Annotated in this window: 22 protein-coding genes; 1 reads left to right on the top strand and 21 read right to left on the bottom strand. The window is 59.5% G+C overall.

What is annotated here, in order from left to right:
• Window positions 1-35 precede the first annotated feature (35 nt).
• From eno to rpsB, 21 genes are all read right to left on the bottom strand, one after another.
• Window positions 36-1,325 (bottom strand): phosphopyruvate hydratase, encoded by a 1,290-nt coding sequence (gene eno / locus J1G18_RS18525; protein WP_003222156.1) that lies wholly within the window; start codon window positions 1,323-1,325, stop codon window positions 36-38.
• A 156-nt stretch (window positions 1,326-1,481) separates the two neighbouring features.
• A complete protein-coding gene (kdsA, locus tag J1G18_RS18520) occupies window positions 1,482-2,327 on the bottom strand; it encodes a 3-deoxy-8-phosphooctulonate synthase (RefSeq protein ID WP_098967470.1) in 846 nt (281 codons plus the stop codon).
• Window positions 2,328-2,331: 4 nt separating this feature from the next.
• The gene (locus J1G18_RS18515) at window positions 2,332-3,963 is read right to left on the bottom strand and encodes a CTP synthase (RefSeq protein ID WP_003222153.1); all 1,632 of its coding nucleotides are present in this window, start codon (window positions 3,961-3,963) and stop codon (window positions 2,332-2,334) included.
• A gap of 274 nt (window positions 3,964-4,237) precedes the next feature.
• Window positions 4,238-5,566, bottom strand: coding sequence for a tRNA lysidine(34) synthetase TilS (gene tilS, locus J1G18_RS18510; RefSeq protein WP_223008235.1), 1,329 nt, complete (start codon window positions 5,564-5,566; stop codon window positions 4,238-4,240).
• Window positions 5,567-5,699: 133 nt separating this feature from the next.
• Window positions 5,700-6,647 (bottom strand): acetyl-CoA carboxylase carboxyltransferase subunit alpha, encoded by a 948-nt coding sequence (locus tag J1G18_RS18505; RefSeq protein ID WP_064586192.1) that lies wholly within the window; start codon window positions 6,645-6,647, stop codon window positions 5,700-5,702.
• Window positions 6,648-6,786: 139 nt separating this feature from the next.
• The gene (gene dnaE / locus J1G18_RS18500; RefSeq protein ID WP_223008234.1) at window positions 6,787-10,308 is read right to left on the bottom strand and encodes a DNA polymerase III subunit alpha; all 3,522 of its coding nucleotides are present in this window, start codon (window positions 10,306-10,308) and stop codon (window positions 6,787-6,789) included.
• Window positions 10,309-10,384: 76 nt separating this feature from the next.
• Window positions 10,385-11,011, bottom strand: coding sequence for a ribonuclease HII (gene rnhB / locus J1G18_RS18495; RefSeq protein WP_027611036.1), 627 nt, complete (start codon window positions 11,009-11,011; stop codon window positions 10,385-10,387).
• 8 nt (window positions 11,012-11,019) lie between these two features.
• Window positions 11,020-12,150: a lipid-A-disaccharide synthase gene (lpxB, locus tag J1G18_RS18490; RefSeq protein WP_135295057.1), complete on the bottom strand. Its 1,131-nt coding sequence runs from the start codon at window positions 12,148-12,150 to the stop codon at window positions 11,020-11,022.
• A 2-nt stretch (window positions 12,151-12,152) separates the two neighbouring features.
• Window positions 12,153-12,929, bottom strand: a complete 777-nt coding sequence (lpxA, locus tag J1G18_RS18485; protein ID WP_007964278.1) for an acyl-ACP--UDP-N-acetylglucosamine O-acyltransferase — start codon at window positions 12,927-12,929, stop codon at window positions 12,153-12,155.
• On the bottom strand, window positions 12,926-13,366 hold the full coding sequence (gene fabZ, locus J1G18_RS18480) for a 3-hydroxyacyl-ACP dehydratase FabZ (RefSeq protein WP_003222142.1): 441 nt from the start codon (window positions 13,364-13,366) through the stop codon (window positions 12,926-12,928). Before fabZ ends, lpxA begins: the two co-directional genes overlap by 4 nt.
• Window positions 13,367-13,472: 106 nt before the next feature.
• Complete coding sequence (lpxD, locus tag J1G18_RS18475; RefSeq protein ID WP_096795835.1) at window positions 13,473-14,528, bottom strand: UDP-3-O-(3-hydroxymyristoyl)glucosamine N-acyltransferase; 1,056 nt, start codon at window positions 14,526-14,528, stop codon at window positions 13,473-13,475.
• A gap of 3 nt (window positions 14,529-14,531) precedes the next feature.
• Window positions 14,532-15,035, bottom strand: coding sequence for an OmpH family outer membrane protein (locus J1G18_RS18470; RefSeq protein WP_003222140.1), 504 nt, complete (start codon window positions 15,033-15,035; stop codon window positions 14,532-14,534).
• Between the two features lie 45 nt (window positions 15,036-15,080).
• Window positions 15,081-17,456, bottom strand: a complete 2,376-nt coding sequence (gene bamA, locus J1G18_RS18465) for an outer membrane protein assembly factor BamA (RefSeq protein WP_098967465.1) — start codon at window positions 17,454-17,456, stop codon at window positions 15,081-15,083.
• Between the two features lie 74 nt (window positions 17,457-17,530).
• Entirely contained in the window at window positions 17,531-18,883 is a 1,353-nt protein-coding gene (rseP, locus tag J1G18_RS18460; protein ID WP_047601293.1) for a sigma E protease regulator RseP, read from the bottom strand.
• A 54-nt stretch (window positions 18,884-18,937) separates the two neighbouring features.
• Window positions 18,938-20,128: a 1-deoxy-D-xylulose-5-phosphate reductoisomerase gene (gene ispC / locus J1G18_RS18455; RefSeq protein ID WP_223008233.1), complete on the bottom strand. Its 1,191-nt coding sequence runs from the start codon at window positions 20,126-20,128 to the stop codon at window positions 18,938-18,940.
• Entirely contained in the window at window positions 20,125-20,931 is an 807-nt protein-coding gene (locus tag J1G18_RS18450; RefSeq protein WP_007964272.1) for a phosphatidate cytidylyltransferase, read from the bottom strand. The genes ispC and J1G18_RS18450 overlap by 4 nt, the downstream gene beginning before the upstream one ends.
• Window positions 20,931-21,686, bottom strand: coding sequence for a polyprenyl diphosphate synthase (gene uppS, locus J1G18_RS18445; RefSeq protein WP_003222128.1), 756 nt, complete (start codon window positions 21,684-21,686; stop codon window positions 20,931-20,933). Before uppS ends, J1G18_RS18450 begins: the two co-directional genes overlap by 1 nt.
• 14 nt (window positions 21,687-21,700) lie before the next feature.
• On the bottom strand, window positions 21,701-22,258 hold the full coding sequence (frr, locus tag J1G18_RS18440) for a ribosome recycling factor (RefSeq protein ID WP_047291868.1): 558 nt from the start codon (window positions 22,256-22,258) through the stop codon (window positions 21,701-21,703).
• Window positions 22,255-22,998 carry a UMP kinase gene (pyrH, locus tag J1G18_RS18435; protein WP_003222124.1) on the bottom strand — a complete coding sequence of 248 codons (744 nt, stop codon included), beginning with the start codon at window positions 22,996-22,998 and terminating at the stop codon, window positions 22,255-22,257. Before pyrH ends, frr begins: the two co-directional genes overlap by 4 nt.
• 212 nt (window positions 22,999-23,210) lie before the next feature.
• The gene (gene tsf, locus J1G18_RS18430; RefSeq protein ID WP_027611027.1) at window positions 23,211-24,074 is read right to left on the bottom strand and encodes a translation elongation factor Ts; all 864 of its coding nucleotides are present in this window, start codon (window positions 24,072-24,074) and stop codon (window positions 23,211-23,213) included.
• Between the two features lie 203 nt (window positions 24,075-24,277).
• Complete coding sequence (gene rpsB / locus J1G18_RS18425; RefSeq protein WP_003222119.1) at window positions 24,278-25,015, bottom strand: 30S ribosomal protein S2; 738 nt, start codon at window positions 25,013-25,015, stop codon at window positions 24,278-24,280.
• Between the two features lie 373 nt (window positions 25,016-25,388).
• On the opposite strand from rpsB, the gene map reads away from it, so the two are divergent.
• Window positions 25,389-26,171: a type I methionyl aminopeptidase gene (map, locus tag J1G18_RS18420; protein ID WP_007964271.1), complete on the top strand. Its 783-nt coding sequence runs from the start codon at window positions 25,389-25,391 to the stop codon at window positions 26,169-26,171.
• The last annotated feature ends 33 nt before the right edge of the window (window positions 26,172-26,204 follow it).

The following is a 26,204-nucleotide window of genomic DNA, read 5'->3' as shown; positions in this document are numbered from 1 at the left end:
CCGACACAATCCGGTGTCTTTTTACCATCTACTGCTTAACCGCGGAACTCGGAGCGACCGTTGTACTTGGCTTTGCCATTCAACTGCTCTTCGATACGCAGCAGTTGGTTGTACTTGGAAACGCGGTCGGAACGGCACAGCGAACCGGTCTTGATCTGGCCAGCCGAAGTGCCCACGGCCAGGTCGGCGATGGTCGAATCTTCGGTTTCGCCCGAACGGTGCGAGATCACGGCGGTGTAACCGGCAGCCTTGGCCATCTGGATGGCTTCCAGGGTTTCGGTCAGGGTACCGATCTGGTTGAACTTGATCAGGATCGAGTTGGCGATCTTTTTATCGATGCCTTCTTTCAGGATCTTGGTGTTGGTCACGAACAGGTCGTCGCCAACCAGTTGGGTCTTCTCGCCGATCTTGTCGGTGAGGATCTTCCAGCCAGCCCAGTCGGACTCGTCCAGACCGTCTTCGATCGAGATGATCGGATAACGTTCGGTCAGGCCTTTCAGATAATCGGCGAAACCTTCAGCGGTGAACACCTGGCCTTCACCGGACAGGTTGTACTTGCCGTCTTCGTAGAATTCGCTGGCCGCGCAGTCCAGCGCCAGGGTCACGTCGGTGCCCAACTTGTAACCGGCGTTGGCCACGGCTTCGGAGATCACTTTCAGCGCGTCTTCGTTGGACGCCAGGTTCGGTGCGAAACCGCCTTCGTCGCCAACGGCGGTGCTCAGGCCACGGGCCTTCAGCACAGCTTTGAGGTGATGGAAAATCTCGGTGCCCATACGCAGACCTTCCGAGAACGTCTTGGCGCCAACCGGCTGCACCATGAATTCCTGGATGTCGACATTGTTATCGGCGTGCTCGCCACCGTTGATGATGTTCATCATCGGAACCGGCATCGAGTACACACCCGGGGTACCGTTCAGGTTGGCGATGTGTGCGTACAGTGGCAGATCCTGGTCCTGTGCAGCCGCTTTGGCCGCAGCCAGGGAAACGGCGAGGATGGCGTTGGCGCCCAGGGTTGCCTTGTTTTCGGTACCGTCGAGCTTGATCATCGCGTGGTCGAGGGCTTTCTGGTCGCTTGGGTCAGTGCCCAGCAGCAGATCGCGGATCGGACCGTTGATGTTGGCTACCGCCTTGAGCACACCTTTGCCCAGGTAACGGCTCTTGTCGCCATCACGCAGCTCGAGCGCTTCACGCGAGCCAGTGGATGCACCGGAAGGCGCGCAGGCGCTGCCGATGATGCCGTTGTCGAGAAGCACGTCCGCTTCCACGGTGGGATTGCCACGGGAGTCGAGAACTTCACGACCTTTGATGTCGACGATTTTTGCCATTGTTGTAAACACTCCAAAGTTGACGAAAACGACGCAGCTAGAGGAAATCTTTTGACCGTCGGCAAGTGGTGTGCAGCGGGCAGCTTGCAGACGACAACGCACATGCCCGAGGGCATGTGCGACAAATCGTGCGGTACTTTACCGGAGAAATGAGCTTTACGCGGTTTCTACCGTCGGAAAACTCTTCACCAGTTCGTCCAAGGCTTTGAGCTGGGCCAGAAATGGCTCCAGTTTGTCCAGACGCAAGGCGCAAGGGCCGTCGCATTTGGCGTTGTCCGGATCCGGATGCGCTTCGAGGAACAGACCGGCCAGCGACTGGCTCATGCCGGCCTTGGCCAGATCGGTGACCTGGGCGCGGCGACCGCCGGCGGAGTCGGAACGACCGCCAGGCATTTGCAGCGAGTGAGTCACGTCGAAGAATACCGGGTACTCGAACTGCTTCATGATGCCGAAGCCGAGCATGTCGACCACGAGGTTGTTGTAGCCGAAGCTCGAACCACGCTCGCAGAGGATCAATTGATCGTTACCCGCTTCCACGCACTTGTTCAGGATGTGTTTCATTTCCTGAGGCGCGAGGAACTGGGCTTTCTTGATGTTGATCACAGCGTTGGTCTTGGCCATCGCCACGACCAGATCGGTCTGGCGCGACAGGAAGGCCGGCAGCTGAATGATGTCGCAGACTTCAGCGACGACCGCGGCCTGATCAGGCTCGTGGACGTCGGTGATGATCGGCACGCCGAAGGCTTGTTTGATGTCCTGGAAGATGCGCATGCCTTCTTCCAGGCCAGGACCACGATATGAAGTCACAGAAGACCGGTTGGCCTTGTCGAAGCTGGCCTTGAACACGTAAGGGATACCGAGTTTCTCGGTGACCTTCACGTACTCTTCGCAAACCTGCATGGCCATGTCACGGCTTTCCAGCACGTTCATGCCGCCGAACAGCACCATGGGTTTGTCGTTGGCGATTTCGATGTTGCCAACGCGAATGATCTTCTGTGCCATCGGGTTACGCCTTCTTCTGGTGTTGAGCCAACGCAGCTTTCACGAAACCGCTGAACAGCGGGTGACCGTCACGTGGCGTCGAGGTGAACTCCGGGTGGAACTGGCAAGCGACGAACCATGGATGATCCGGTGCTTCGACCACTTCAACCAGCGCGGCATCAGCGGAGCGACCGGAGATTTTCAGGCCGGCTTCGATGATTTGTGGCAGCAGGTTGTTGTTCACTTCGTAGCGGTGACGGTGACGTTCAACGATCACGTCCTTGCCGTAGCAATCGTGCACCTTGGAGCCGGCTTCGAGCAGGCATTCCTGAGCGCCGAGGCGCATGGTGCCGCCCAGATCGGACGCTTCGGTACGCACTTCAACCGCGCCGGTGGCGTCTTCCCACTCGGTGATCAGACCCACGACCGGATGGCCGCTGGCGCGATCGAATTCGGTGGAGTTGGCGTCTTTCCAGCCCAGCACGTTACGGGCGAACTCGATAACCGCCACTTGCATGCCCAGGCAGATGCCCAGGTACGGAACCTTGTTTTCGCGAGCGTATTGAACGGCGGTGATCTTGCCTTCGACGCCACGCAGACCGAAGCCGCCCGGAACGAGGATCGCGTCGACACCTTCGAGCAGCGCAGTGCCCTGGTTCTCGATGTCTTCGGAATCGATGTAACGCAGGTTGACCTTGGTACGGTTGGTGATGCCGGCGTGACTCATCGCTTCGATCAGCGACTTGTAGGCGTCCAGCAGCTCCATGTACTTGCCGACCATCGCGATGGTCACTTCGTGCTCTGGGTTGAGCTTGGCATCGACGACCTTTTCCCACTCGGACAGGTCGGCGCCATTGCATTGCAGGCCGAAACGCTCGACGACGAAATCGTCCAGGCCCTGGGCATGCAGCACGGCCGGGATCTTGTAGATGGTGTCGACGTCTTCCAGGGAGATCACCGCACGCTCTTCAACGTTGGTGAACAGTGCGATCTTGCGACGCGACGACACATCCACCGGATGGTCGGAGCGGCAGATCAGCACGTCTGGCTGCAGGCCGATCGAACGCAGCTCTTTGACCGAGTGCTGGGTTGGCTTGGTTTTGGTCTCGCCAGCGGTGGCGATGTACGGAACCAGCGTCAGGTGCATCAGCATCGCGCGCTTGGAACCGACTTCCACACGCAGTTGACGGATGGCTTCGAGGAACGGTTGCGATTCGATGTCGCCAACGGTACCGCCGATTTCCACCAGGGCCACGTCGGCATCGCCGGCACCCTTGATGATGCGACGCTTGATTTCGTCGGTGATGTGCGGAATCACCTGGATGGTTGCACCCAGGTAGTCACCACGGCGCTCTTTGCGCAGCACGTGCTCGTAGACACGGCCGGTGGTGAAGTTGTTGTTCTGGGTCATGGTCGTGCGGATGAACCGCTCGTAGTGGCCCAGGTCCAGGTCGGTCTCGGCGCCGTCGTGGGTGACGAACACTTCACCGTGCTGGAACGGGCTCATGGTGCCCGGGTCGACGTTGATGTACGGATCCAGCTTAAGCATGGTGACCTTAAGCCCCCGCGCCTCCAGGATGGCCGCCAATGAAGCCGAGGCAATGCCTTTCCCCAATGAAGAAACAACACCGCCCGTGACGAATATGTAGCGCGTCATGAAAAACCCTAGAAGTCTGCGTTAAAGCGGTACGAGCCGCCGGGGAAAGCGAAGGAAGGCCGAAGCCCCCGATCACCTGCATTAATCACAGTGCACCTTTCAAAAAAACCGCCGCGTTGGGACAGACCGGCAGATGAAACACCGGTACGTTGCTCGCTACACATTTTTTGGAATCGCCCAGCAAAGACTGCTTGGTAATCGGCAACTCCTGCAATTCAGGCGAATCCACAGAAGTTGTATCAAGAAGGGAGCGTAGTCTACCGGAATGCCCCTTTCATCTCAAACCTTGATCTTCGTCTGTTGGCTGCCAATGCAATTTCCAGCCGTCCGGCCACTGCCCGTCAAGGCCCGGCAGGTTCGCCACGGCGAGCAATTCTGCGCCGCGAAACAGCAGCGGCAATCTGCCACGGACGAAGCCCGGCACCGCGCGCTCATTGAGCAGGCGCTTGAGATCGCGGTGGCCGCGCCCCGCCAGATGCATCAGCTCGCCGCCCTGCCGATAGCCAATGCGCAGCGGCCCGACGGGAGTCTGCCCGCTGAACATGACACGCCCGTTATTCGCCAAGCGTAGCGGCGTCGACGGGTCAGGCCACTCGACGCTGACCGCTGGCGCGCGCAGCCAGCCTCCGCTCAACCACCATACCCGGCCGGCGCTGCGATGCAGCTCACCGTCGGCCAGACGCCAGATCGGCGAAGCATCGTTGGCAGCACCGCACAGGTTGTCCCAACCCGACCAATGGTCAGTGTCGGGCAACCGGGTCAGCGGTTCGAGCCAGTGGCTGAGTGCATTGCGCTGACGAGCGGCGGACAGACTCGTCAGCGGCGCCAGCTCCAGCGACGGTAGGCCCAGCCATGAAAGCTCGCTCGGCGTGGCGGCTTGCGCGAGATCGAGCTGCGCCAGCTCATCGAGCAGGCCTTGCGCCTCACGCAGGTGCGCCGCACTGCGGGCCATGCTCGCCTGCGCCTGCGGCCAGCGCGCGGTGAGCAACGGCAGCACCTGATGGCGCAGGTAGTTGCGCGAGAACTGCCGCTCCTGGTTTGACGGGTCTTCGATCCAGTTCAACTGATGCGCGCGGGCGTAAGCCTCAAGCTCGGCGCGCGTCACGTCGAGCAATGGCCGCAGCAGCACGCCCTGCCCCAACGGTCGCTGCGCCGGCATCGCCGAAAGTCCGCGAACACCGGCACCGCGCATTAAACGAAACAACAGGGTTTCGGCCTGATCATCACGGTGCTGACCTGTCAGAAACAAATCCCCAGCCTCGGTCAGCGATGCGAACGCCGCATACCGCGCCTCCCGCGCCGCTCTTTCAAGACTGGCGCCGGGTTGCACCGTCACCCGCATCACGTGCAGCGGCACACCCAGCGCATCGCAGACCGACTGACAATGCGCCGGCCACGCATCAGCCGCAGCCTGGAGGCCATGGTGGATATGGATGGCGCTGAGCGCCGGCAGGGAATGGTGTTTAGCGAGATGCGCAAGCAGATGCAGCAGGACGGTGGAATCGAGACCACCGGAGAAAGCCACGCGCCAGGTCCTGGCATTGCGCCAAGCTGCAAGATTGCGCAGAAGCCGGGAAGGCAGATCACTCACGGACTGACCCATATCTTTCTCTTGGCCCAAATCAAATGTGGGAGCGGGCTTGCTCGCGAAGGCGTTTCAACAATCAACACATCTGTCGAATGTTATACCGCTTTCGCGAGCAAGCCCGCTCCCACATTGGGTATTGCGAGATCTGTCAGAGACCGTAGCTCATCAGACGATCGTAACGACGCTTGAGCAGCGCTTCGTTGTCGAACTTCTTCAGCATCGCCAGTTGCGAGCTCAGCTCGGCACGGATCGACGCAGCAGCAGCGGCCGGATCACGGTGGGCGCCGCCCAGTGGCTCGCCGATCACCTTGTCGACGATGCCCAGGCCTTTCAGGCGCTCGGCAGTGATGCCCATCGCCTCTGCGGCGTCCGGTGCCTTTTCGGCGGTTTTCCACAGAATCGAAGCGCAACCTTCCGGCGAGATCACCGCGTAGGTCGAATATTGCAGCATGTTCAGCTGATCGCAGACACCGATCGCCAGTGCACCGCCGGAACCACCTTCACCGATAACGGTGGCGATGATCGGGGTCTTCAGGCGCGACATCACGCGCAGGTTCCAGGCAATCGCTTCGCTCTGGTTGCGCTCTTCAGCGTCAATCCCGGGGTAAGCACCCGGGGTGTCGATGAAGGTCAGGATCGGCATCTTGAAACGCTCGGCCATTTCCATCAGACGGCAGGCCTTGCGGTAGCCTTCCGGACGCGGCATGCCGAAGTTGCGGCGTACCTTCTCGCGCACTTCACGGCCCTTCTGGTGACCGATGATCATCACCGGCTGGTCTTCCAGACGTGCCACGCCACCCACAATGGCGGCGTCGTCGGAGAAGTGACGGTCACCGTGCAGTTCGTCGAACTCGGTGAAGATGTGCTCGATGTAGTCGAGGGTGTACGGGCGTTTCGGGTGACGCGCCAGGCGTGCGATCTGCCAGCTGGTCAGCTTGCCGAAGATGTCTTCGGTCAGCGTGCGGCTCTTGTCCTGCAGGCGGGAGATCTCATCGCCGATATTCAGCGAATTGTCATTACCGACCAAGCGCAACTCTTCGATCTTGGCTTGCAGGTCGGCGATCGGCTGTTCGAAATCTAGAAAATTCGGGTTCATAGGCGTCCGTCTTGGGTCGTGTCCCAAATGAGCTTGGGCCGGCCGGTTGTCTATTCGCGCCCTACCTTAAGGGAGAGGCGCGCTGAGGTCGAGATTAAAAATTCAGGTTGTGGGCAAGCGCAATGATGGCACTTGCCGGTCAACGGTATTGGAGGAAGACGTTGTCTCGCCCGAACTGGTCACGCAGGGCTTGAATCAACGCATCCGCCGGGTCGATTCGCCAGGTCTCGCCGAACTGCAGCAAGGTCTTCGCATCCGGGCTGGTGTACTCCATGGTGATCGGGCACGCCCCGCGGTGACGCTTGAGCAGCTCACCCAACCAGCGTAGCTGATCGCCTTTCAAGTCCTGAGTGTGCAGCTTCAGGCGCAGGCTCTCGGCCAGATTGGTCCGCGCATCTTCCATGCTCATCACCCGTTTGACCCGCAGGCGCAGGCCGCCGGAGAAGTCGTCGTTGCTGACCTCGCCTTCAACCACCACCATCGCGTCGGTCTGCAGCAGTGACTGCGCGGAGTGGAACGCATCGGCGAACAGCGACGCCTCGATCCGTCCCGAGCGGTCGTCGAGGGTGATAAAGCCCATCTTGTCGCCCTTCTTGTTCTTCATCACCCGCAGGGCAATGATCATCCCGGCCACGGTTTGCGTGTCGCGGGCCGGTTTCAGGTCGATGATGCGCTGCCGGGCGAAACGGCGAATCTCGCCCTCGTACTCGTCGATCGGGTGCCCCGTGAGGTACAGGCCCAAGGTGTCTTTCTCACCCTTGAGGCGTTCCTTGAGGGTCAGTTCCTTGGCCTTGCGGTGCGTCGCGTAAACGTCGGCATCTTCTTCAACAAACAGCCCGCCAAACAGGTCGGCGTGGCCACTGTCGTGGGTACGGGCGGTCTGTTCGGCGGCCTTGATCGCCTCCTCCATCGCCGCCAGCAGCACCGCACGGTTGCGGTCGATGTTGGCCTGATAAGCCTTTTGCTCATCGTGGAAGTACGGGCCGAGGCGATCCAGCGCGCCGCTGCGGATCAGACCGTCCAGCGTGCGCTTGTTGATGCGCTTGAGGTCGACCCTGGCGCAGAAGTCGAACAGATCCTTGAATGGACCGGCCTGACGGGCCTCGGTGATCGCTTCCACCGGACCTTCACCGACACCTTTGATCGCGCCCAGGCCGTACACGATGCGGCCTTCGTCGTTCACCGTGAACTTGAACTCCGAAGTGTTCACGTCTGGCGCGTCGAGGCGCAGCTTCATCGTGCGCACTTCCTCGATCAAGGTCACGACCTTGTCGGTGTTGTGCATATCCGCCGAGAGTACCGCGGCCATGAACGGCGCCGGGTAGTGCGCTTTCAGCCAGGCGGTCTGGTACGACACCAGGCCGTAGGCGGCGGAGTGGGATTTGTTGAAGCCATAACCGGCGAATTTCTCCACCAGGTCGAAAATGTTACCGGCGAGGTCGGCGTCGATGTTGTTGGTCGCGCAACCTTCAATGAAGCCGCCACGCTGCTTGGCCATTTCCTCGGGTTTTTTCTTACCCATGGCTCGCCGCAGCATGTCCGCACCACCGAGGGTGTAACCGGCCATGACCTGGGCAATCTGCATCACCTGTTCCTGATACAGGATGATGCCGTAAGTCGGCGCCAGTACCGGCTTGAGGCCTTCGTACTGGTAGTCCGAGTGCGGGTACGCCAGTTCGGCTCGACCGTGCTTACGGTTGATGAAATCGTCCACCATGCCGGACTGCAGCGGGCCTGGACGGAACAGCGCCACCAGTGCGATCAGGTCTTCCAGGCAGTCGGGCTTGAGCTTTTTGATCAGCTCTTTCATGCCGCGCGATTCAAGCTGGAACACCGCCGTGGTTTCGGCTTTCTGCAGCAAGCTGTAAGTCGGTTTGTCGTCGAGCGGGATAAACGCGATGTCCAGCGGCTCTTCGCCGACCTTGGCACGGTCGCGGTTGATGGTTTTCAGCGCCCAGTCGATGATCGTCAGGGTCCGCAGGCCGAGGAAGTCGAACTTCACCAGACCGGCGGCCTCCACGTCGTCCTTGTCGAACTGGGTTACCAAACCGTCACCGGCCTCGTCGCAATAGATCGGCGAGAAGTCGGTCAGCTTGGTCGGCGCGATTACCACACCACCGGCGTGCTTGCCGACGTTACGCACCACGCCCTCAAGCTTGCGCGCCATCTCCCAGATTTCCGCCGCCTCCTCATCGACCTTGATGAAGTCACGCAGGATCTCTTCCTGCTCGTAGGCTTTTTCCAGGGTCATGCCGACTTCGAACGGAATCATCTTCGACAGACGATCCGCCAGACCGTAGGACTTGCCCTGCACCCGCGCCACGTCGCGCACAACAGCCTTGGCAGCCATGGAACCGAAGGTGATGATCTGGCTCACCGCGTTGCGACCGTATTTCTCGGCCACGTAGTCGATCACCCGGTCACGACCGTCCATGCAGAAGTCGACGTCGAAGTCGGGCATCGATACCCGTTCCGGGTTAAGGAAACGTTCGAACAGCAGGTCGTATTCCAGCGGATCAAGGTCAGTGATCTTCTGCACGTAAGCCACCAGCGAGCCGGCACCCGACCCACGGCCAGGACCTACCGGCACCCCGTTGTTCTTGGCCCACTGGATAAAGTCCATCACGATCAGGAAATAACCGGGGAAGCCCATCTGGATGATGATATCCAGCTCGAAATTCAAGCGATCGACGTAGACCTGACGCTTGGCTTCGTAGTCTTCGGTGGTGTCCTTGGGCAGCAGCACCGCGAGGCGTTCTTCGAGACCTTCAAAGGACACCTTGCGGAAATATTCGTCGATGGTCATGCCATCGGGAATCGGGTAGTCGGGCAGGAAGTGCTTGCCCAGCTTCACGTCGATGTTGCAGCGCTTGGCGATCTCGACGGTGTTTTCGATCGCGTCGGGAATGTCGCTGAACAGCTCGGCCATTTCCTGGGCGCTTTTGAGGTATTGCTGGTCGCTGTAATTCTTCGAACGCCGCGGATCGTCGAGGGCACGGCCCTCACCGATGCACACGCGGGTTTCGTGGGCAGCGAAGTCTTCCTGCTTGATGAAACGCACATCGTTGGTCGCCACCAGCGGCGCGCCGAGCTTGTCGGCCAGGGCCACGGCACCGTGCAGTTGCTCTTCGTCGTTGGGACGATTGGTGCGCTGGATCTCCAGATAGAAACGATCCGGGAACACCGCCATCCATTCGCGCGCCAGCGTTTCGGCTTCGTCGGGGTTGCCACTGATCATGGCCATGCCGATCTCGCCTTCTTTGGCGGCGGACAGCATGATCAGGCCTTCGTTGGCCTCCGCGACCCATTCACGCTCGATGATGATCATGCCGTTGCGCTGGCCATCTATGAAGCCGCGCGAGATCAACTCGGTGAGATTGCGATAACCCTTGGCGTTCATTACCAACAGGCTGATCCGGCTCAATGGCCCGTCCGGATCCTTGTTCGACAGCCACAGGTCGGCACCGCAGATCGGCTTGATGCCGGCGCCCATGGCGTTTTTATAGAATTTGACCAGGGAACACATGTTGTTCTGATCGGTGACCGCCACGGCCGGCATGTTCATGCCGGTCAGCGCCTTGACCAGTGGCTTGATCCGCACCAGCCCGTCGACCAGGGAGTATTCAGTGTGCAGGCGTAGATGAACGAATGAAGCCGGCATAGTGATCCTGTCCAGTTACATAGAGACAACAAGGCCCGGATTGTACCGGGCCTCGAACAAAACATCAGCCTTGCGCCTAAACCTGCGTCAGACCTTCCAGCGCCTCGTAAGCCTGACGCACCGGGGCGAAGGAGCGCCGGTGAATCGGGGTCGGGCCAAGGCGCACCAACGCTTCCAGATGAACGGGCGTCGGATAGCCTTTATGGCCGCCGATGCCGTACCCCGGGTAGATCAATTCGAATGCAGCCATTTCACGGTCGCGACTGACCTTGGCCAGAATCGACGCGGCAGCGATGGCCGGCACCTTGCCGTCGCCCTGCACCACCGCTTCAGCGCGCATCGGCAGTTTCGGGCAGCGGTTGCCGTCGATCATCGCCAGTTTCGGCTGAATATGCAGCCCGGCCACTGCGCGCTGCATGGCGAGCATGGTCGCGTGCAAAATGTTCAGCTCGTCGATTTCCTCGACTTCGGCGCGAGCGATGCACCAGCTCAGGGATTTCTCGATGATCTCGTCGTAGAGTTTCTCGCGCTTGGCTTCGGTGAGTTTCTTCGAGTCGTTGAGGCCGAGGATCGGCCGGTTCGGATCGAGGATCACCGCCGCCGTCACCACCGCGCCGCACAACGGGCCACGACCGACTTCGTCGACACCGGCCACCAGTTCTTCGACTTCGGCGACCAGGGTGAAATCCAGGCCCATCTGCATCGTCTTGCTCATTGTTTCTGACCGATCAGGTTGAGGACGGCATCCGCCGCCTGATTGGAAGCATCCAGCCGCAGGGTGCGGTGGATTTCGTCGAAGCCTCGGGTCTGCTCTTCGCCGCCTTCGATCAATGGCAACAGCGTCTGGGCCAGGGCCTCGACTGTCGCATCATCCTGCAACAATTCCGGCACCAACAGACGCTGGGCCAGCAGGTTCGGCAGCGACACGTACGGGCTCTTGACCATGCGCTTGAGAATCCAGAAGGTCAGCGGCGCCAGGCGATACGCAACGACCATTGGCCGCTTGTACAGCAACGCCTCAAGCGTCGCCGTGCCCGAAGCGATCAGCACCGCGTTGCACGCCGCGAGGGCCAGGTGCGATTTGCCATCGAGCAAGGTGACCGGCAAGTCGCGACCAACCAGCAACTCTTCGAGTTGAGCGCGACGCTCGGCATTGGCGCACGGGATGACGAAACGCAGCCCCGGGCGCATGGCCCGCAGACGCTCGGCCGTATCCAGGAACAGCGCACCGAGACGGCCGACTTCGCCACCGCGACTGCCGGGCATCAACGCGACCAGCGGCCCGTCGGGCAAACCGAGTTCGGCACGCGCTGCGGCGCGATCGGCCTGCAACGGAATGGTATCGGCCAGCGTATGACCGACGAACCGCACCGGCACGCCCTGCTCTTCGTAAAATTTTGCTTCGAACGGCAACAGGGTGAGCATCAGATCGCAGCCTTCGCGAATCTTCAGCACACGCTTCTGGCGCCACGCCCACACCGAAGGGCTGACGTAATGCACGGTCTTGATCCCGGCCTGACGCAGCTTGAGTTCGATGTTGAGGTTGAAATCGGGAGCGTCGATGCCGATGAACACGTCCGGCTTCTCGGCAATCAACGTGGCGATCAGGTCCTTGCGGCGCTTGAGCAGCTCGCGCAGCCGTCCGAGGACTTCCACCAGCCCCATGACCGACAGACGCTCCATGGGGAAATAGGACGTCAGGCCCTCGGCCTGCATCAACGGACCGCCGACACCGATGAACTCGACTGCCGGATGTTGAGCCTTGAGGGCGCGCATGAGGCCGGCGCCCAGAATGTCGCCGGAAGCTTCGCCCGCCACCAGCGCAATACGCAGACTGGCCATGATCAGCGGGTGATGCCGCGAGTCGACGACTGGATCGAGTCACGAAACAGCGCAACTTCCGGGAACTGCGCAGCAGGTTCGGCCAATTCGGCCAACGCTTGCTCCACGGTCAGGCCCTGGCGATACACGGTCTTATAAGCGCGGCGCAGCGCGTGAATCGCGTCTTCGCTGAAACCTCGACGGCGCATGCCTTCGAAGTTCATGCTGCGCGCTTCGGCCGGGTTGCCGAACACGGTGACGAACGCCGGAACGTCCTTGCCGATGGCAGTGCCCATGCCGGAAAAACTGTGGGCGCCGATGTGGCAGTACTGATGCACCAGGGTGAAACCGGAAAGGATCGCCCAATCGTCAACATGGACATGCCCGGCCAACGCGGTGTTATTGACCAGGATGCAGTGGTTGCCGATGACGCTGTCATGCCCGATGTGGGCATAGGCCATGATCAGGTTGTGATCGCCAAGCGTGGTTTCCGAACGGTCCTGCACGGTGCCGCGGTGAATCGTCACGCCTTCGCGAATGACGTTGTGATCACCGATCACCAGACGGGTTTCTTCGCCTTTGTACTTCAGATCCGGCGTGTCTTCGCCTACCGAGGAAAACTGGTAGATGCGGTTGTGCTTGCCGATGCGGGTCGGGCCTTTGAGGACCACATGCGGCCCGATCACGGTACCCTCGCCGATTTCCACACCTGCGCCGACGATCGACCACGGGCCGACCTCGACGCCGTCAGCCAGAACGGCCGACGGATCGATGATTGCGCGAGGGTCAATCAAACTCATAGCTTGCGTTCCGCACAGATGATTTCAGCCGAGCAGACTGGCTTGCCGTCGACCGAAGCCTGGCATTCGAATTTCCAGATCTGGCGCTTGCAGCTGATGAACTTGGCTTCCAGGATCAACTGGTCACCCGGCAGCACCGGCTGACGGAAACGCAGCTTGTCGGAACCGACGAAGTAGTAAAGGGTGCCATCGGCCGGTTTCACGTCGAGCATTTTGAAACCGAGGATCCCGGCAGCCTGGGCCATCGCTTCGATGATCAGTACGCCCGGCATGATCGGGTGCGCCGGGAAGTGGCCGTTGAAGAATGGCTCATTGATGCTGACATTCTTGTAGGCGCGAATGCGCTTGCCTTCAGTGTCCAGTTCCACCACCCGGTCCACCAGCAGGAACGGGTAACGGTGAGGCAGGTATTCGCGAATCTCGTTGATGTCCATCATTTCGGGGGGAAGCCTATGTAAAGATTGGGAGCGCGACTGACGCGCACTCCTCTAGCAAATCAAGGAGGCAGTCTAGAGGCTGTGCACACTTGATATGGAAATGGTATCAGCCATCAGATGAAGCATTGCTGCCGGGGGTCACTTCCCCGACGCGCTTTTCCAGCTGCTTCAAACGTCGCGCGAGGTCATCGAGCTGACGGATGCGGGCCGCGCTTTTGCGCCATTCGGCCGCCGGTTGCATGGCTGTGCCGGAAGAATAGGCGCCTGGCTCGGTAATCGAGTGGGTCACCATGGTCATCCCGGTCAGGAAAACGTTGTCGCAAATATCGATGTGCCCCACCAGGCCGACACCACCGGCGAGCATGCAATGCTTGCCGATCTTGGTGCTGCCGGAGATACCGACACAGGCCGCCATGGCGGTGTGATCACCGACCTGGACGTTGTGCGCGATCTGGATCTGGTTGTCGAGTTTCACGCCGTTGCCGATCACGGTATCCGCCAGCGCGCCACGGTCGATTGCAGTGTTCACGCCGATCTCGACATCGTCGCCGATGGTCACGCCGCCGATCTGGGCGATCTTTTGCCAGATACCTTTCTCGTTGGCAAAACCGAAGCCTTCACCACCGAGAACGGCACCGGACTGGATCACTACACGCTTGCCGATGCGCACGTCGTGGTACAGCGTCACCCTCGGAGCGAGCCAGCCGCCCTCGCCGATTTCACTGCGGGCACCGATGACGCAATGGGCGCCCAGGGTGACCTGCGCACCGATGCGCGCACCGGCCTCGATCACCACAAACGGACCGATGCTGGCGCTTGGATCAACCACCGCATCCGGTGCAATCACCGCCGTGGGATGAACACCCGCAGTGGCTTTCGGTTTGGGATCGAACAGATGGGAGATACGGGCGTAAGCCAGATAAGGATCCGGCACCACCAGCGCGTTACCGGCAAAACCTTCGGCATCGGCTTCCTTGAGCAACAGCGCAGCCGCCTGGGAACTTGCCAGGTATTTGCGATATTGAGGATTTGCCAGAAAGCTCAACTGAGCTGGGCCAGCCTCCTGCAAGGTGGCTAGCCCAGTAATTTGCGTCTCGGGGTCGCCACGCAGGGTGGCGCCGAGGAACTCGGCCAACTGGCCGAGCTTGATAGTCACGGTCATGGGTTACTTCAGCTGATTCATGCGCTCGATAACCTGGCGCGTGATGTCGTACTGTGGTTTGACATCGATCACTGCGCCACGCTCGAACACCAGGTCAAAGCCACCTTTTTTGATGACTTCTTCCACTGCGCTATCCAGTTTTGGCTTCAGTTGCTTGAGCATTTCGCGGTCGGCAACTGCCTTGGCTTCGTTCAGCTCCTTGGACTGGAACTGGAAGTCACGGGCCTTTTGCTTGAATTCCAGCTCCAGACGCTCACGCTCGCCCTGCTGCATCTTGTCGCCACCGGCCATCAGACGGTCCTGAATGCCCTTGGCGCTGCTTTCCAGCGTCTTGAGTTTGGTCAGTTGCGGACCGAACTTCTTCTCGGCATCCACGGCGTATTTCTTGGCCGCGTCGGATTCCAGCAATGCCATCTGATAGTTCAGAACGGCGATTTTCATGTCGGCGAACGCCGGGCCTGCCACCAGTACGGAGGCCAGGAGAACCAATTGAGTCAACTTACGCACGATGCACTCCTACAAAATCCATTGTCGTTATCTTGGGTCAGACGCTTAGAACGTCTGGCCGAGGGAGAATTGGAACACTTGAGTTTCAGCGTTATCCGGTTTCTTGACCGGCATCGCCAGAGCAAAACTCAGAGGACCCAGTGCGGTGACCCAGGTCACACCCACACCAACGGAACTGGCCATGTTGCTCAGGCTGATGTCGTTACACTTGGTGTTGGACGTCGAGCCATTTGCGTTGGTGGTGTCCTTGCACTGCGAATCGAAAACGTTACCCACGTCCCAGAATACCGAGGTACGCAAGGAGCGTTGATCCTTGACGAACGGCAGCGGGAACAGAACCTCGGCACCGCCCTGGATCAGGACGTTACCACCGAACGGCAGCGGATCCTGATCCGGGTCAACCGAAGTACCCGGGTTGGTACCACGACTCGGAGTACTGCGCGGCCCCAGAGTACTGTCCTTGAAGCCACGTACCGAGTTGAAACCACCAGCATAGTAGTTTTCATAGAACGGCAAGCCGTCGGTCGAACCATAACCGTCGCCATAACCCAGCTCGGTGTGCAGACGCAGGGTGTAGTTTTCGGTGATCGGCTGGAACAACTGACCACGGTAGTCGAGTTTGTAGAACGACAGGTCGCTGCCCGGAATCGTGGTTTCCAGCGTCAGGCTCTGCGAACGACCACGGGTCGGCAGTACGCCCTTGTTCAGGGTCGATTCGGACCAGCCGGCAGACGCCTTGAAGTTCAGGTACTGATCGCCTTCCTTGTTAACGAAGTCGAAGATCTCGTCAACGGTGTACTGACCGGTCTTGATCTTGTCCTGCTGTGCGGACAGACCGAAGGTCAGACGCGAAGTCTCGCTGATCGGATAGCCAACGTTGACGCCGGCACCCAGGCTGTCTACCGCATAGCTGGCTACGTCGATGTTGAGATCTTTGTAGTCGGTGGTGCGATAGAACGCGTTGTAACCCAGACTCACGCCATCGGCGGTCCAGTACGGGTCAACGTAGCCGAAGTTGTAACGGCTCTGGTATTCACTGCGGGTCAGGCCCACGCTCACACGGTTACCGGTACCCAGGAAGTTGTTCTGGGTGATCGAACCACCGAGGATCAGACCGGCGCTCTGGGCGAAACCGACGCTGGCGGTGATCGAACCGGAAGCTTGCTCTTCAACGGCGTAGTTCACGTCAACCTGGTCGTCGACACCCGGAACGGCCGGCGTCTCGACGTTCACTTCCTTGAAGAAGCCCAGACGCTCAAGACGGGTCTTGGACTGGTCGATCAGGTAGGTCGAAGCCCAGCCACCTTCCATCTGACGCATTTCACGACGCAGCACTTCGTCCTCGGACTTGGTGTTGCCGCGGAAGTTGATGCGATTAACGTAGGCACGCTTGCCCGGATCGACGGCGAACAGGATGTCCACAGTGTGATCGTCGTCATGCGGCTGAGGTACGCCGTTGACGTTGGCGAAGGTGTAACCCTCGTTACCCAGACGGCGAGTGATCAGTTCGGAAGTGGTGGTCATCAGCTTGCGCGAGAAAACCTGGCCTTTTTGCACCAGCAACAGCGACTTGACCTGGTCTTCAGGCACTTTCAGGTCACCGCTGAGCTTGACGTCACGAACGGTGTACTTCTCGCCTTCGGTGATGTTGACGGTGATGTAGACGTGCTTCTTGTCCGGGGTGATGGACACCTGGGTCGAAGCGATATCCATGTTGATGTAGCCACGGTCCAGGTAGTAGGAACGCAGGCGCTCCAGATCACCGGAGAGTTTTTCACGGGCGTACTTGTCGTCGTTCTTGAAGAACGACAGCCAGTTGGTGGTTTTCAGCTCGAACAGGTCGATCAGATCGTCATCAGGGAAGACCGTGTTACCCACCACGTTGATGTGCTGGATGGCAGCCACGGTGCCTTCGTTGATCTTCACTTTCAGCGCCACACGGTTACGCGGCTGCGAAACCACTTCGGTATCGACGGTCGCCGAGTAACGGCCCTGGGCAACGTACTGACGCTGCAGCTCGTTACGGACACCTTCGAGGGTGGCGCGCTGGAAGATTTCACCTTCGGACAGACCGGACTGCTTGAGGCCTTTCATCAGGTCTTCGGTGGAGATCGCCTTGTTGCCTTCGATCTCGATACTCGCGACCGACGGACGTTCGACGACCGTGATCACCAGAACGTTGCCTTCGCGGCCCAGCTGGATATCTTGAAAGAAACCGGTTTTGAACAACGCACGAGTGGATTCCACCAGGCGACGATCATCCGCCTGCTCGCCGACGTTCAACGGCAAGGCACCAAAGACGCTACCCGCGGAGACCCGCTGGAGGCCATTGACGCGAATATCAGAGATAGTGAAGGACTCGGCGTGAACTTCGGCGATCATCAATACGGTGAGAACCGCAGTTAGCAGCAGACGTTTCATGAAGTCCTTTCTTATTCCAACTGGCAATAAACAAACTGCCGCAAAATGCGGCAGATTCGCAATTCAGCGAAGCTTTACAGTCGACCCAGATCATTGACCAGAGCAAGCAACATCACTCCGACCACCAAACTGATACCGATCTGCACCCCCCAACCTTGCACCCGATCCGACAAGGGGCGACCACGCACCCACTCAATCAGATAAAACAACAAATGCCCCCCATCCAGTACAGGAATGGGCAGCAAATTCAGAACCCCCAGGCTAATACTCAGATAAGCAAGGAAATTCAGGAAATCAGCAACGCCCGACTGGGCAGAAGCGCCCGCCACTTTAGCAATGGTTATCGGCCCACTCAAGTTTTTTACCGAGAGCTCGCCAAACAGCATTTTCTTCAGCGAGTCCAGCGTCAGAATGCTCATGGTCCAGGTACGCCGGGCACCCTCGCCAATTGCGGCCAACGGGCCATAACTGACCTCGCGGATCATTTCCGGCGGCCAGTCCACAGCTTTCACGCCAGCACCCAGATAACCGCTCGGCGCCTTGCTTTCGCCACGCGCAGCCAAGGTCACCGGGACGTCGATTTGAGCACCGTCGCGCTCGACGCGCAGCAAGATTTTGGTATCAGGACGCGTACGAACGGTATCGACCACTTGCTGCCAGTCACCCAGCGCCTGGCCATCGAGCGACAACAGGCGGTCGCCGGTTTTCAGACCGGCGGCCTGCGCCGGACCTTTTGGATCGAGCTCGGCCAGCACCGGCGGCAACGCCGGGCGCCATGGGCGAATACCCAGCGAGCGAATAGGATCGGGTTCATCGGCGCCTTTGAGCCAGTGATCCAGCGCCAGTTCGCGCGGCGTGTCAGCGGTAGAGCCCTGCTCGCGCACGAGCAATTGCAGGGAACCGCTTTCCCCAAGACGACGGACCAACTGCAAATTGACGGCCGCCCAGCCGGAAGTCGGCTCGCCATCGATGGCAACGATCTCCTGACCGGCATTCAAACCGGCCTTGGCTGCGATGCTGCCGGACTCGACGGCACCGATGACCGGACGGATCTGCTCACTGCCGAGCATCGCCAGCACCCAGAAAAACACCAGGGCCAGCAGGAAGTTGGCGATCGGTCCCGCCGCGACAATGGCGATGCGCTGGCGAACCGATTTGCGATTGAAGGATTGATGAAGCTGATCGGCCGGGACTTCGCCTTCACGCTCATCGAGCATTTTGACGTAGCCACCCAGCGGAATCGCGGCGACAACAAATTCAGTGCCCTGCTTGTCGTGCCAGCGCAACAGGGGCATGCCGAAGCCCACGGAAAAACGCAAAACCTTGACGCCACAGCGACGCGCGACCCAGAAGTGGCCGAATTCGTGAAAGGTGACCAGTACACCCAAAGCGATCAGGGTGCCGGCAATCATATAGAGCGCGCTCATCTACTTTCTCCGCAATCCTGTTCAGTGCCGCGTGAAGCCATGGGTCTGCAACGGCTATCGGCCGTGACGATCAAGCCATTGTTCGGCCAGAATCCGCGCTTTCGCGTCTGCGGTAAACACCGCGTCCAGATCCTCAAGCGCAACCACTGGCTCGAGGTTCAGCACGTCCTCGATGATACTCGCGATTTCCAGATAGCCAACGCGTCCGTCGAGAAACGCCGCGACTGCCACTTCGTTGGCCGCATTGAGCATGGCCGGGGCGCTGTTGCCGGCCTCCGCCGCCTGTCGCGCCAGGCGCAGACAAGGGAAGCGCTGTTCGTCCGGCGCCTCGAAATCCAGGCGCGCGATGGCAAACAGATCCAGTGGCGCCACGCCCGAGTCGATACGCTCAGGCCAGGCCAGCGCATTGGCAATCGGCGTGCGCATGTCAGGGTTGCCCAACTGCGCCAGCACCGAGCCATCGACATAGTCGACCAGCGAGTGAATCACACTCTGCGGATGAATCACCACCTCGACCTGCGACGGCTTGGCGTCGAACAGCCAGCAAGCCTCGATCAACTCCAGGCCCTTGTTCATCATGCTGGCCGAGTCCACCGAGATCTTGCGTCCCATCGACCAGTTCGGGTGCGCACACGCCTGATCAGGCGAAACATGCACCAGCTCGCTCAACGGCGTCTGCCGGAAAGGCCCGCCCGAAGCCGTGAGCAGAATCCTTCTTACACCGACGGCGCCCAGCCCACGGGCGAAATCCTGCGGCATGCACTGGAATATCGCATTGTGCTCGCTGTCGATCGGCAGCAGCACCGAACCGCTCTTGTGCACCGCCTGCATGAACAGCGCGCCGGACATCACCAGCGCCTCTTTATTGGCCAGCAGGATTTTCTTGCCAGCTTCCACCGCCGCCAGCGTCGGGCGCAAGCCTGCCGCACCGACGATGGCCGCCATTACGGCATCCACTTCAGGCGCGGAAGCGACCTGGCACAGGCCCTCCTCCCCCACCAACACGCGAGTGGGCAGACCGGCAGCCCGCAAGTCGTCCTGCAGACCACGCGCCGCCGCCACTTCAGGCACTACCGCGAATTGCGGCACATGGCGAACGCACAAGGCGAGCAACTCGCTCAGGCGCGTGAAACCGCTCAGGGCGAAAACCTGATAACGCTCGGGATGCCGAGCGATAACGTCGAGGGTGCTCAGGCCAATCGAACCGGTAGCCCCCAGAACAGTGATCTGTTGAGGACGGCTCACGGTGCAGCCATCCACAGCAATACAGCGAAAATCGGGATCGCAGCGGTCAGGCTGTCGATGCGATCAAGCACGCCGCCATGGCCGGGCAGCAGGTTGCTGCTGTCCTTGATGCCGGACTGACGCTTGAACATGCTTTCGGTGAGGTCGCCCACCACCGAAATGAACACGATCAACGCAGCGCCGATCAGCCCCTTGAGCAGTTCAGCCACCGTCCAGTCGCGAACCAGACCGACGATCGCGGTGATCACCAGACTCAGCGCCAGGCCACCGTAAACACCTTCCCAACTCTTGCCTGGACTGACTTGCGGCGCCAGCTTGCGCTTGCCGAAAGCACGGCCGGAGAAATAGGCACCGATGTCGGCCCCCCAGACCAGCACCATCACCGCCATGATCAGCCAGTTACCCAGCGGGTACTGTTTGATCTGCACCAGCCCTTGCCAGGCCGGCAACAGGATCAGCAAGCCGATCACCAGTTTGGTGGCCGCCGTGGACCAGTGCTCGCTCGAGCGCGGGTACGTCAGCACCAGGTACGTCGCTACAGCCCACCACAACACCGAAGCGCCCAACACCCAAGGGGCCAGGCCCGGCAGGACGTACATGACGAACAGCATCAGCGCGACGACAGCGGCAAAGCCGACACGGAACGACTGCGCGGTAAAGCCCGCCAGGCGTGCCCATTCCCAGGCGCCCAGGCTCACGACCAGACCGATGAACAGCGCAAAACCGGAGCCTTCGAGCAGGAAAAACCCGCACAAAGCGATCGGCAGCAGGATCAGCGCAGTGATGATTCGTTGTTTAAGCATTAAACCCGGGCTCCAGCTTCGACCTGTTCGCTCGTTTTACCGAAGCGACGCTGGCGCGAAGCGAAATCGGCCAGCGCGGTGCGCATGGCTTCGTGTTTGAAGTCCGGCCAGAACAGGTCGGAGAAGTACAACTCGGCATACGCCAGTTGCCACAGCAGGAAGTTGCTGATGCGGTGCTCGCCACCGGTGCGGATGCACAGGTCCGGCAACGGCAGGTCGCCGGTGGCCAGACAGGTTTGCAGCAGATCCGGTGTGATGTCTTCCGGACGCAGATGCCCGGCCTGAACTTCACGCGCCAGACGCTGCGCCGCCTGGGCAATATCCCACTGACCGCCGTAGTTGGCGGCGATCTGCAGGATGAAACGGTTGGCACCGGCGGTCATGGCTTCCGCTTCGCGCATCGCTGCCTGAAGCTCAGGATGGAAACGCGAGCGATCGCCAATGATGCGCAAGCTGATGTTGTTGTCGTTCAGACGCTTGGCCTCACGACGCAGCGCCTTGAAGAACAGATCCATCAAGGCGCTGACCTCATCGGCCGGGCGCTGCCAGTTTTCACTGGAGAAGGCGAACAGGGTGAGCACTTCGACCTTGGCCTCAGCGCACACCTCGATCACTGCCCGCACAGCATCCACGCCGGCCTTATGCCCGGCGACACCTGGCATAAAGCGTTTTTTCGCCCAGCGATTATTGCCATCCATGATGATCGCGACATGGCGCGGCACCGCGGACGGCGCAGACTGCTTGGTCTTGTCCATTAAAAGCTCGACCCTTATACGGCCATCAGGTCTTTTTCTTTCTCGTCCGTGGCCTTGGTGATCTGGGCCTCGGATTCCTTGGTCAGCTTATCGATATCAGCGATGGCACGACGCTCTTCGTCTTCACTGATTTCCTTGTCCTTGACCAGCTTTTTAAGCTCACCCAATGCGTCACGACGAATGTTGCGCACGGCAACGCGCGCATCTTCCGCTGCGCTACGAGCCTGCTTGGTGAAGCCCTTGCGCGTTTCCTCGGTGAGGGCAGGCATCGGGATCAAAAGCAACTCACCCAGGTTGGTCGGATTGAGGTTCAGACCGGCGCTCTGGATCGCCTTGTCGACGGCAGCGAGCATGTTGCGCTCGAAGGCCACGACTTGCAGGGTACGCGAATCTTTCACGGTGACGTTGGCCACGCTGCTCAGCGGGGTGTCAGTGCCGTAGTAAGGCACCATGACGCTGCCGAGGATGCTCGGGTGAGCCTTGCCGGTACGAATCTGGCCGAACGCGTGGTTCAGAGATTCCAGGGATTTCTGCATACGCGCTTGGGCGTCTTTCTTGATTTCGTTGATCATTGTTGGCCTTCCTCGATCAAAGTCCCTTCAGCGCCGCCGTGCACAATGTTCAGCAGGGCGCCGGGCTTGTTCATGTTGAATACGCGCAGCGGCATCTTGTGATCGCGGCACAGGCAGATAGCAGTCAGATCCATCACGCCCAGCTTGCGATCCAGCACTTCATCATAAGTCAGATGATCGAACTTCTCGGCATGCGGGTCTTTGAACGGGTCTGCGGTGTAAACGCCATCAACCTTGGTCGCTTTCAGCACGACGTCGGCATCGATTTCGATGGCACGCAGGCAGGCTGCCGAATCCGTGGTAAAGAACGGATTACCGGTACCGGCGGCGAAGATCACCACGTCCTTGGAGTTCAGGTGGCGCATGGCTTTGCGGCGATCATAGTGATCGGTCACGCCAACCATGGAAATGGCCGACATCACGATGGCTGAGATATTGGCACGTTCCAGCGCATCGCGCATGGCCAGGGCGTTCATCACAGTGGCCAGCATGCCCATGTGGTCGCCTGTCACCCGATCCATGCCAGCCTTGCTCAAGGCCTCGCCACGGAACAGGTTGCCACCGCCGATCACCAGACCGACCTGTACGCCGATGCCGACCAGTTGGCCGACTTCCAGCGCCATCCGATCCAGCACTTTTGGATCGATCCCGAACTCTTCCGAGCCCATCAGGGCCTCGCCGCTAAGCTTGAGTAGAATGCGTTTATAGCGAGCCTGATAACCACTGCCCTGCTGAGCCATTGCCAATCTCTCCTGCGGCGTATTTAAAAAATTCTGTGCAAGCTGTTTTACAGCTGCCGTTCACTCTAGCTTGGCGCTGCTTCAGCGCCATCGGAACCTGGCTTTGTAAGTCAGTTCCCAGTGGAAACCAATTAAAAATTGGTAACCCCATCTGAAAAGAGGCTGCGCGCGTGAGCGGGCAGCCTCTTTCGGGCGACAGTTGAAAAACCGTCTTATTGCTTGGCGGCAGCCAGCTGGGCAGCAACTTCTTCAGCGAAGTTGTCGACCGGCTTCTCGATGCCTTCGCCTACTTTGAAGTAGGTGAAGGAAACGATTTCTGCGCCGCCTTTCTTGGCCAGCTCGCCAACCTTGATTTCAGGGTTCTTGACGAACGCCTGCTCAACCAGGCTTGCTTCTGCCAGGAACTTGCTGATACGGCCTTTGACCATGTTCTCAACAATGTTTTCTGGCTTGCCTTTGATCTTCTCTTCGTTCAGCTGCAGGAACACAGCTTTTTCACGCTCGATCGCTTCAGCCGAAACTTGCGAAGGCAGCAGGAACTCAGGGTTGCTTGCAGCAACGTGCATCGCGATGTCTTTGGCCAGCTCGACGTCGCCGCCTTTCAGAGCCACAACCACGCCGATCTTGTTGCCGTGCAGGTAAGAACCGACAACGTCACCTTCGATACGGGCCAGACGACGGATGTTGACGTTCTCGCCTACTTTGGCAACCAGTGCTTCGCGAGCAGCTTCTTGCGAAGCGATCAGCGGAGCAGCGTCGGTCAGCTTGTCAGCGAAAGCTTTTTCAACGCTGGCAGCGACGAAGTTTTTGAAGTCGTCTTGCAGAGCCAGGAAGTCGGTCTGCGAGTTCACTTCCAGGATAACGGCAGCTTTACCGTCGTCCTTGATTGCGATTGCGCCTTCAGCGGCAACGTTGCCAGCCTTTTTCGCAGCCTTGATCGCGCCCGAAGCACGCATGTCATCAATGGCTTTTTCGATGTCGCCGTCAGCCTTTTCCAGGGCTTTCTTGCAGTCCATCATGCCTTCGCCGGTACGCTCGCGCAGTTCTTTAACCAACGCTGCAGTAATTGCTGCCATTTTCAAATTCCTCTTGGATAGGTTTTCAACCATTCCACCCGATCGAACGGGCGTTCAATTCTTCCCGAAACACCTTGTAGCTGCTGCACGTTACAAATGCAGGAGGTGCGCTGTCACAAGTGGGCGCCAACAAACGGTTTTCGAGGTGGCAAAAAGGGGGCCAAGCCCCCTTTTTGCTTACTGAGTCAACGCCAGGGCGTCGATTACTCAGCTGCAGCCTGAGTTTCTTCAGCTGCGAATTCAACAGTGCCGCCAGCAACATTGTTGCGACCACGGATCACTGCGTCAGCCATCGAACCCATGTACAGCTGGATAGCGCGGATTGCGTCATCGTTGCCTGGGATGATGTAGTCAACGCCTTCCGGGCTGCTGTTGGTATCGACAACGCCGATGACCGGGATGCCCAGCTTGTTGGCTTCGGTGATCGCGATGCGCTCGTGGTCAACGTCGATCACGAACAGTGCGTCTGGCAGACCGCCCATGTCCTTGATGCCGCCCAGCGAACGATCCAGCTTTTCCAGGTCACGGGAGCGCATCAGCGCTTCTTTCTTGGTCAGCTTGGCGAAAGTACCGTCTTCGGCTTGAACTTCAAGGTCACGCAGACGCTTGATGGAAGCACGAATGGTTTTGAAGTTGGTCAGCATGCCGCCCAACCAGCGGTGATCGACGTACGGCGAACCGCAACGTGCTGCTTCTTCAGCAACGATCTTGCCAGCGGAACGCTTGGTGCCGACGAACAGAATCTTGTTTTTGCCCTGGGCCAGACGCTCTACGAAAGTCAGAGCTTCGTTGAACATTGGCAGGGTTTTTTCAAGGTTGATGATGTGAATCTTGTTACGCGCGCCGAAAATGTACTTACCCATTTTCGGATTCCAGTAACGGGTTTGGTGACCGAAGTGCACACCGGCCTTCAGCATATCGCGCATGTTGACTTGGGACATGATAGTTCCTTAATAAGTCGGGTTTGGCCTCCACGTATCCCAATGACCAACCAGTGGCATAAAGCCAAAAGCACCCAGGTCATCGTGTCGACACGTGTGTGGATTTAAGCTTTTCGGGGTATCCCCGGAAAGCGGCGCATTTTATACCACAGGGTGCACAGAAACGGAACCCGGAATCTGCAATCGCACCAGGGACATGGGCGCAGCCCCCTTGGAATCGCCTTCAAGCGCATCATTGTATAGACAGACGCGATGCACGCAGGCGCGGATTTGCTCCTTTCGTCTGGTAGAATCGCGTTTTTCAGGGTCGCAAATCCCACACCTGCCACCCTATCCGTATCAGCAAGCGCCGCCGAGCGCAGAGAGAGCCTGTATGACCGTCAACCTCAAAACCCCCGAGGACATCGCTGGCATGCGTGTCGCCGGCAAACTGGCCGCCGATGTGCTGGAAATGATTGCCGAACACGTCAAACCGGGCGTGACCACCGATCAACTGAACCAGATCTGCCACGACTACATCGTCAACGTGCAGCAGGCCATCCCTGCGCCGCTCAACTACAAAGGCTACCCGAAGTCGATCTGCACCTCGATCAATCACGTCGTCTGCCACGGCATTCCGAATGACAAGCCGCTGAAGAATGGCGACACGCTGAACATCGACGTCACCGTGATCAAGGACGGCTACCACGGCGACACCAGCCGCATGTTCCACGTTGGCGAAGTGCCGGTCTGGGCCGAACGCCTGTCGCAGGTCACTCAGGAATGCATGTACAAGGCGATCGAAATCGTCAAACCTGGCTGCCGCCTCGGCGACATCGGTGAGATCATCCAGAAGCACGCGGAAAAGAACGGTTTCTCGGTGGTTCGTGAGTTCTGCGGCCACGGCATCGGCAAGGTGTTCCACGAAGAGCCGCAGATCCTGCATTACGGTCGCGCCGGCACCGGCATGGAACTGAAGGCCGGCATGACCTTCACCATCGAACCGATGATCAACCAGGGCAAGGCCGACACCAAGGTACTGGGCGACGGCTGGACCGCGATCACCAAGGACCGCAAGCTCTCGGCGCAGTGGGAACACACCCTGCTGGTGACCGACACCGGCTACGAGATCTTCACCCTGCGCGCCGACGACACCATCCCGCGCGTCTCGGCCTGATCCCAAGAACGCTCCCAGCCCTATAGAAGGAAA

The organism is Pseudomonas sp. MIS38, assembly GCF_019891575.1.
Classification (GTDB): Bacteria; Pseudomonadota; Gammaproteobacteria; order Pseudomonadales; family Pseudomonadaceae; genus Aquipseudomonas; species Aquipseudomonas putida_A.
The sequence above is the reverse complement of the archived record's forward strand: the minus strand, read 5'-3'. Positions and strand labels throughout refer to the sequence as shown.

Excerpts from the sequence above, each read along its gene's own strand:
- lpxB (WP_135295057.1), bottom strand. The coding sequence starts at position 12,150 with ATGGCCAGTCTGCGTATTGCGCTGGTGGCGGGCGAAGCTTCCGGCGAC.
- frr (WP_047291868.1), bottom strand. The coding sequence starts at position 22,258 with ATGATCAACGAAATCAAGAAAGACGCCCAAGCGCGTATGCAGAAATCC.
- kdsA (WP_098967470.1), bottom strand. The coding sequence starts at position 2,327 with ATGGCACAGAAGATCATTCGCGTTGGCAACATCGAAATCGCCAACGAC.
- dnaE (WP_223008234.1), bottom strand. The coding sequence starts at position 10,308 with ATGCCGGCTTCATTCGTTCATCTACGCCTGCACACTGAATACTCCCTG.
- uppS (WP_003222128.1), bottom strand. The coding sequence starts at position 21,686 with ATGGACAAGACCAAGCAGTCTGCGCCGTCCGCGGTGCCGCGCCATGTC.
- lpxD (WP_096795835.1), bottom strand. The coding sequence starts at position 14,528 with ATGACCGTGACTATCAAGCTCGGCCAGTTGGCCGAGTTCCTCGGCGCC.
- J1G18_RS18515 (WP_003222153.1), bottom strand. The coding sequence starts at position 3,963 with ATGACGCGCTACATATTCGTCACGGGCGGTGTTGTTTCTTCATTGGGG.
- J1G18_RS18450 (WP_007964272.1), bottom strand. The coding sequence starts at position 20,931 with ATGCTTAAACAACGAATCATCACTGCGCTGATCCTGCTGCCGATCGCT.
- rpsB (WP_003222119.1), bottom strand. The coding sequence starts at position 25,015 with ATGTCCCAAGTCAACATGCGCGATATGCTGAAGGCCGGTGTGCACTTC.
- J1G18_RS18505 (WP_064586192.1), bottom strand. The coding sequence starts at position 6,647 with ATGAACCCGAATTTTCTAGATTTCGAACAGCCGATCGCCGACCTGCAA.
- bamA (WP_098967465.1), bottom strand. The coding sequence starts at position 17,456 with ATGAAACGTCTGCTGCTAACTGCGGTTCTCACCGTATTGATGATCGCC.
- rseP (WP_047601293.1), bottom strand. The coding sequence starts at position 18,883 with ATGAGCGCGCTCTATATGATTGCCGGCACCCTGATCGCTTTGGGTGTA.
- map (WP_007964271.1), top strand. The coding sequence starts at position 25,389 with ATGACCGTCAACCTCAAAACCCCCGAGGACATCGCTGGCATGCGTGTC.
- pyrH (WP_003222124.1), bottom strand. The coding sequence starts at position 22,998 with ATGGCTCAGCAGGGCAGTGGTTATCAGGCTCGCTATAAACGCATTCTA.
- lpxA (WP_007964278.1), bottom strand. The coding sequence starts at position 12,929 with ATGAGTTTGATTGACCCTCGCGCAATCATCGATCCGTCGGCCGTTCTG.
- fabZ (WP_003222142.1), bottom strand. The coding sequence starts at position 13,366 with ATGATGGACATCAACGAGATTCGCGAATACCTGCCTCACCGTTACCCG.
- tsf (WP_027611027.1), bottom strand. The coding sequence starts at position 24,074 with ATGGCAGCAATTACTGCAGCGTTGGTTAAAGAACTGCGCGAGCGTACC.
- eno (WP_003222156.1), bottom strand. The coding sequence starts at position 1,325 with ATGGCAAAAATCGTCGACATCAAAGGTCGTGAAGTTCTCGACTCCCGT.
- tilS (WP_223008235.1), bottom strand. The coding sequence starts at position 5,566 with ATGGGTCAGTCCGTGAGTGATCTGCCTTCCCGGCTTCTGCGCAATCTT.
- rnhB (WP_027611036.1), bottom strand. The coding sequence starts at position 11,011 with ATGCAGATGGGCCTGGATTTCACCCTGGTCGCCGAAGTCGAAGAACTG.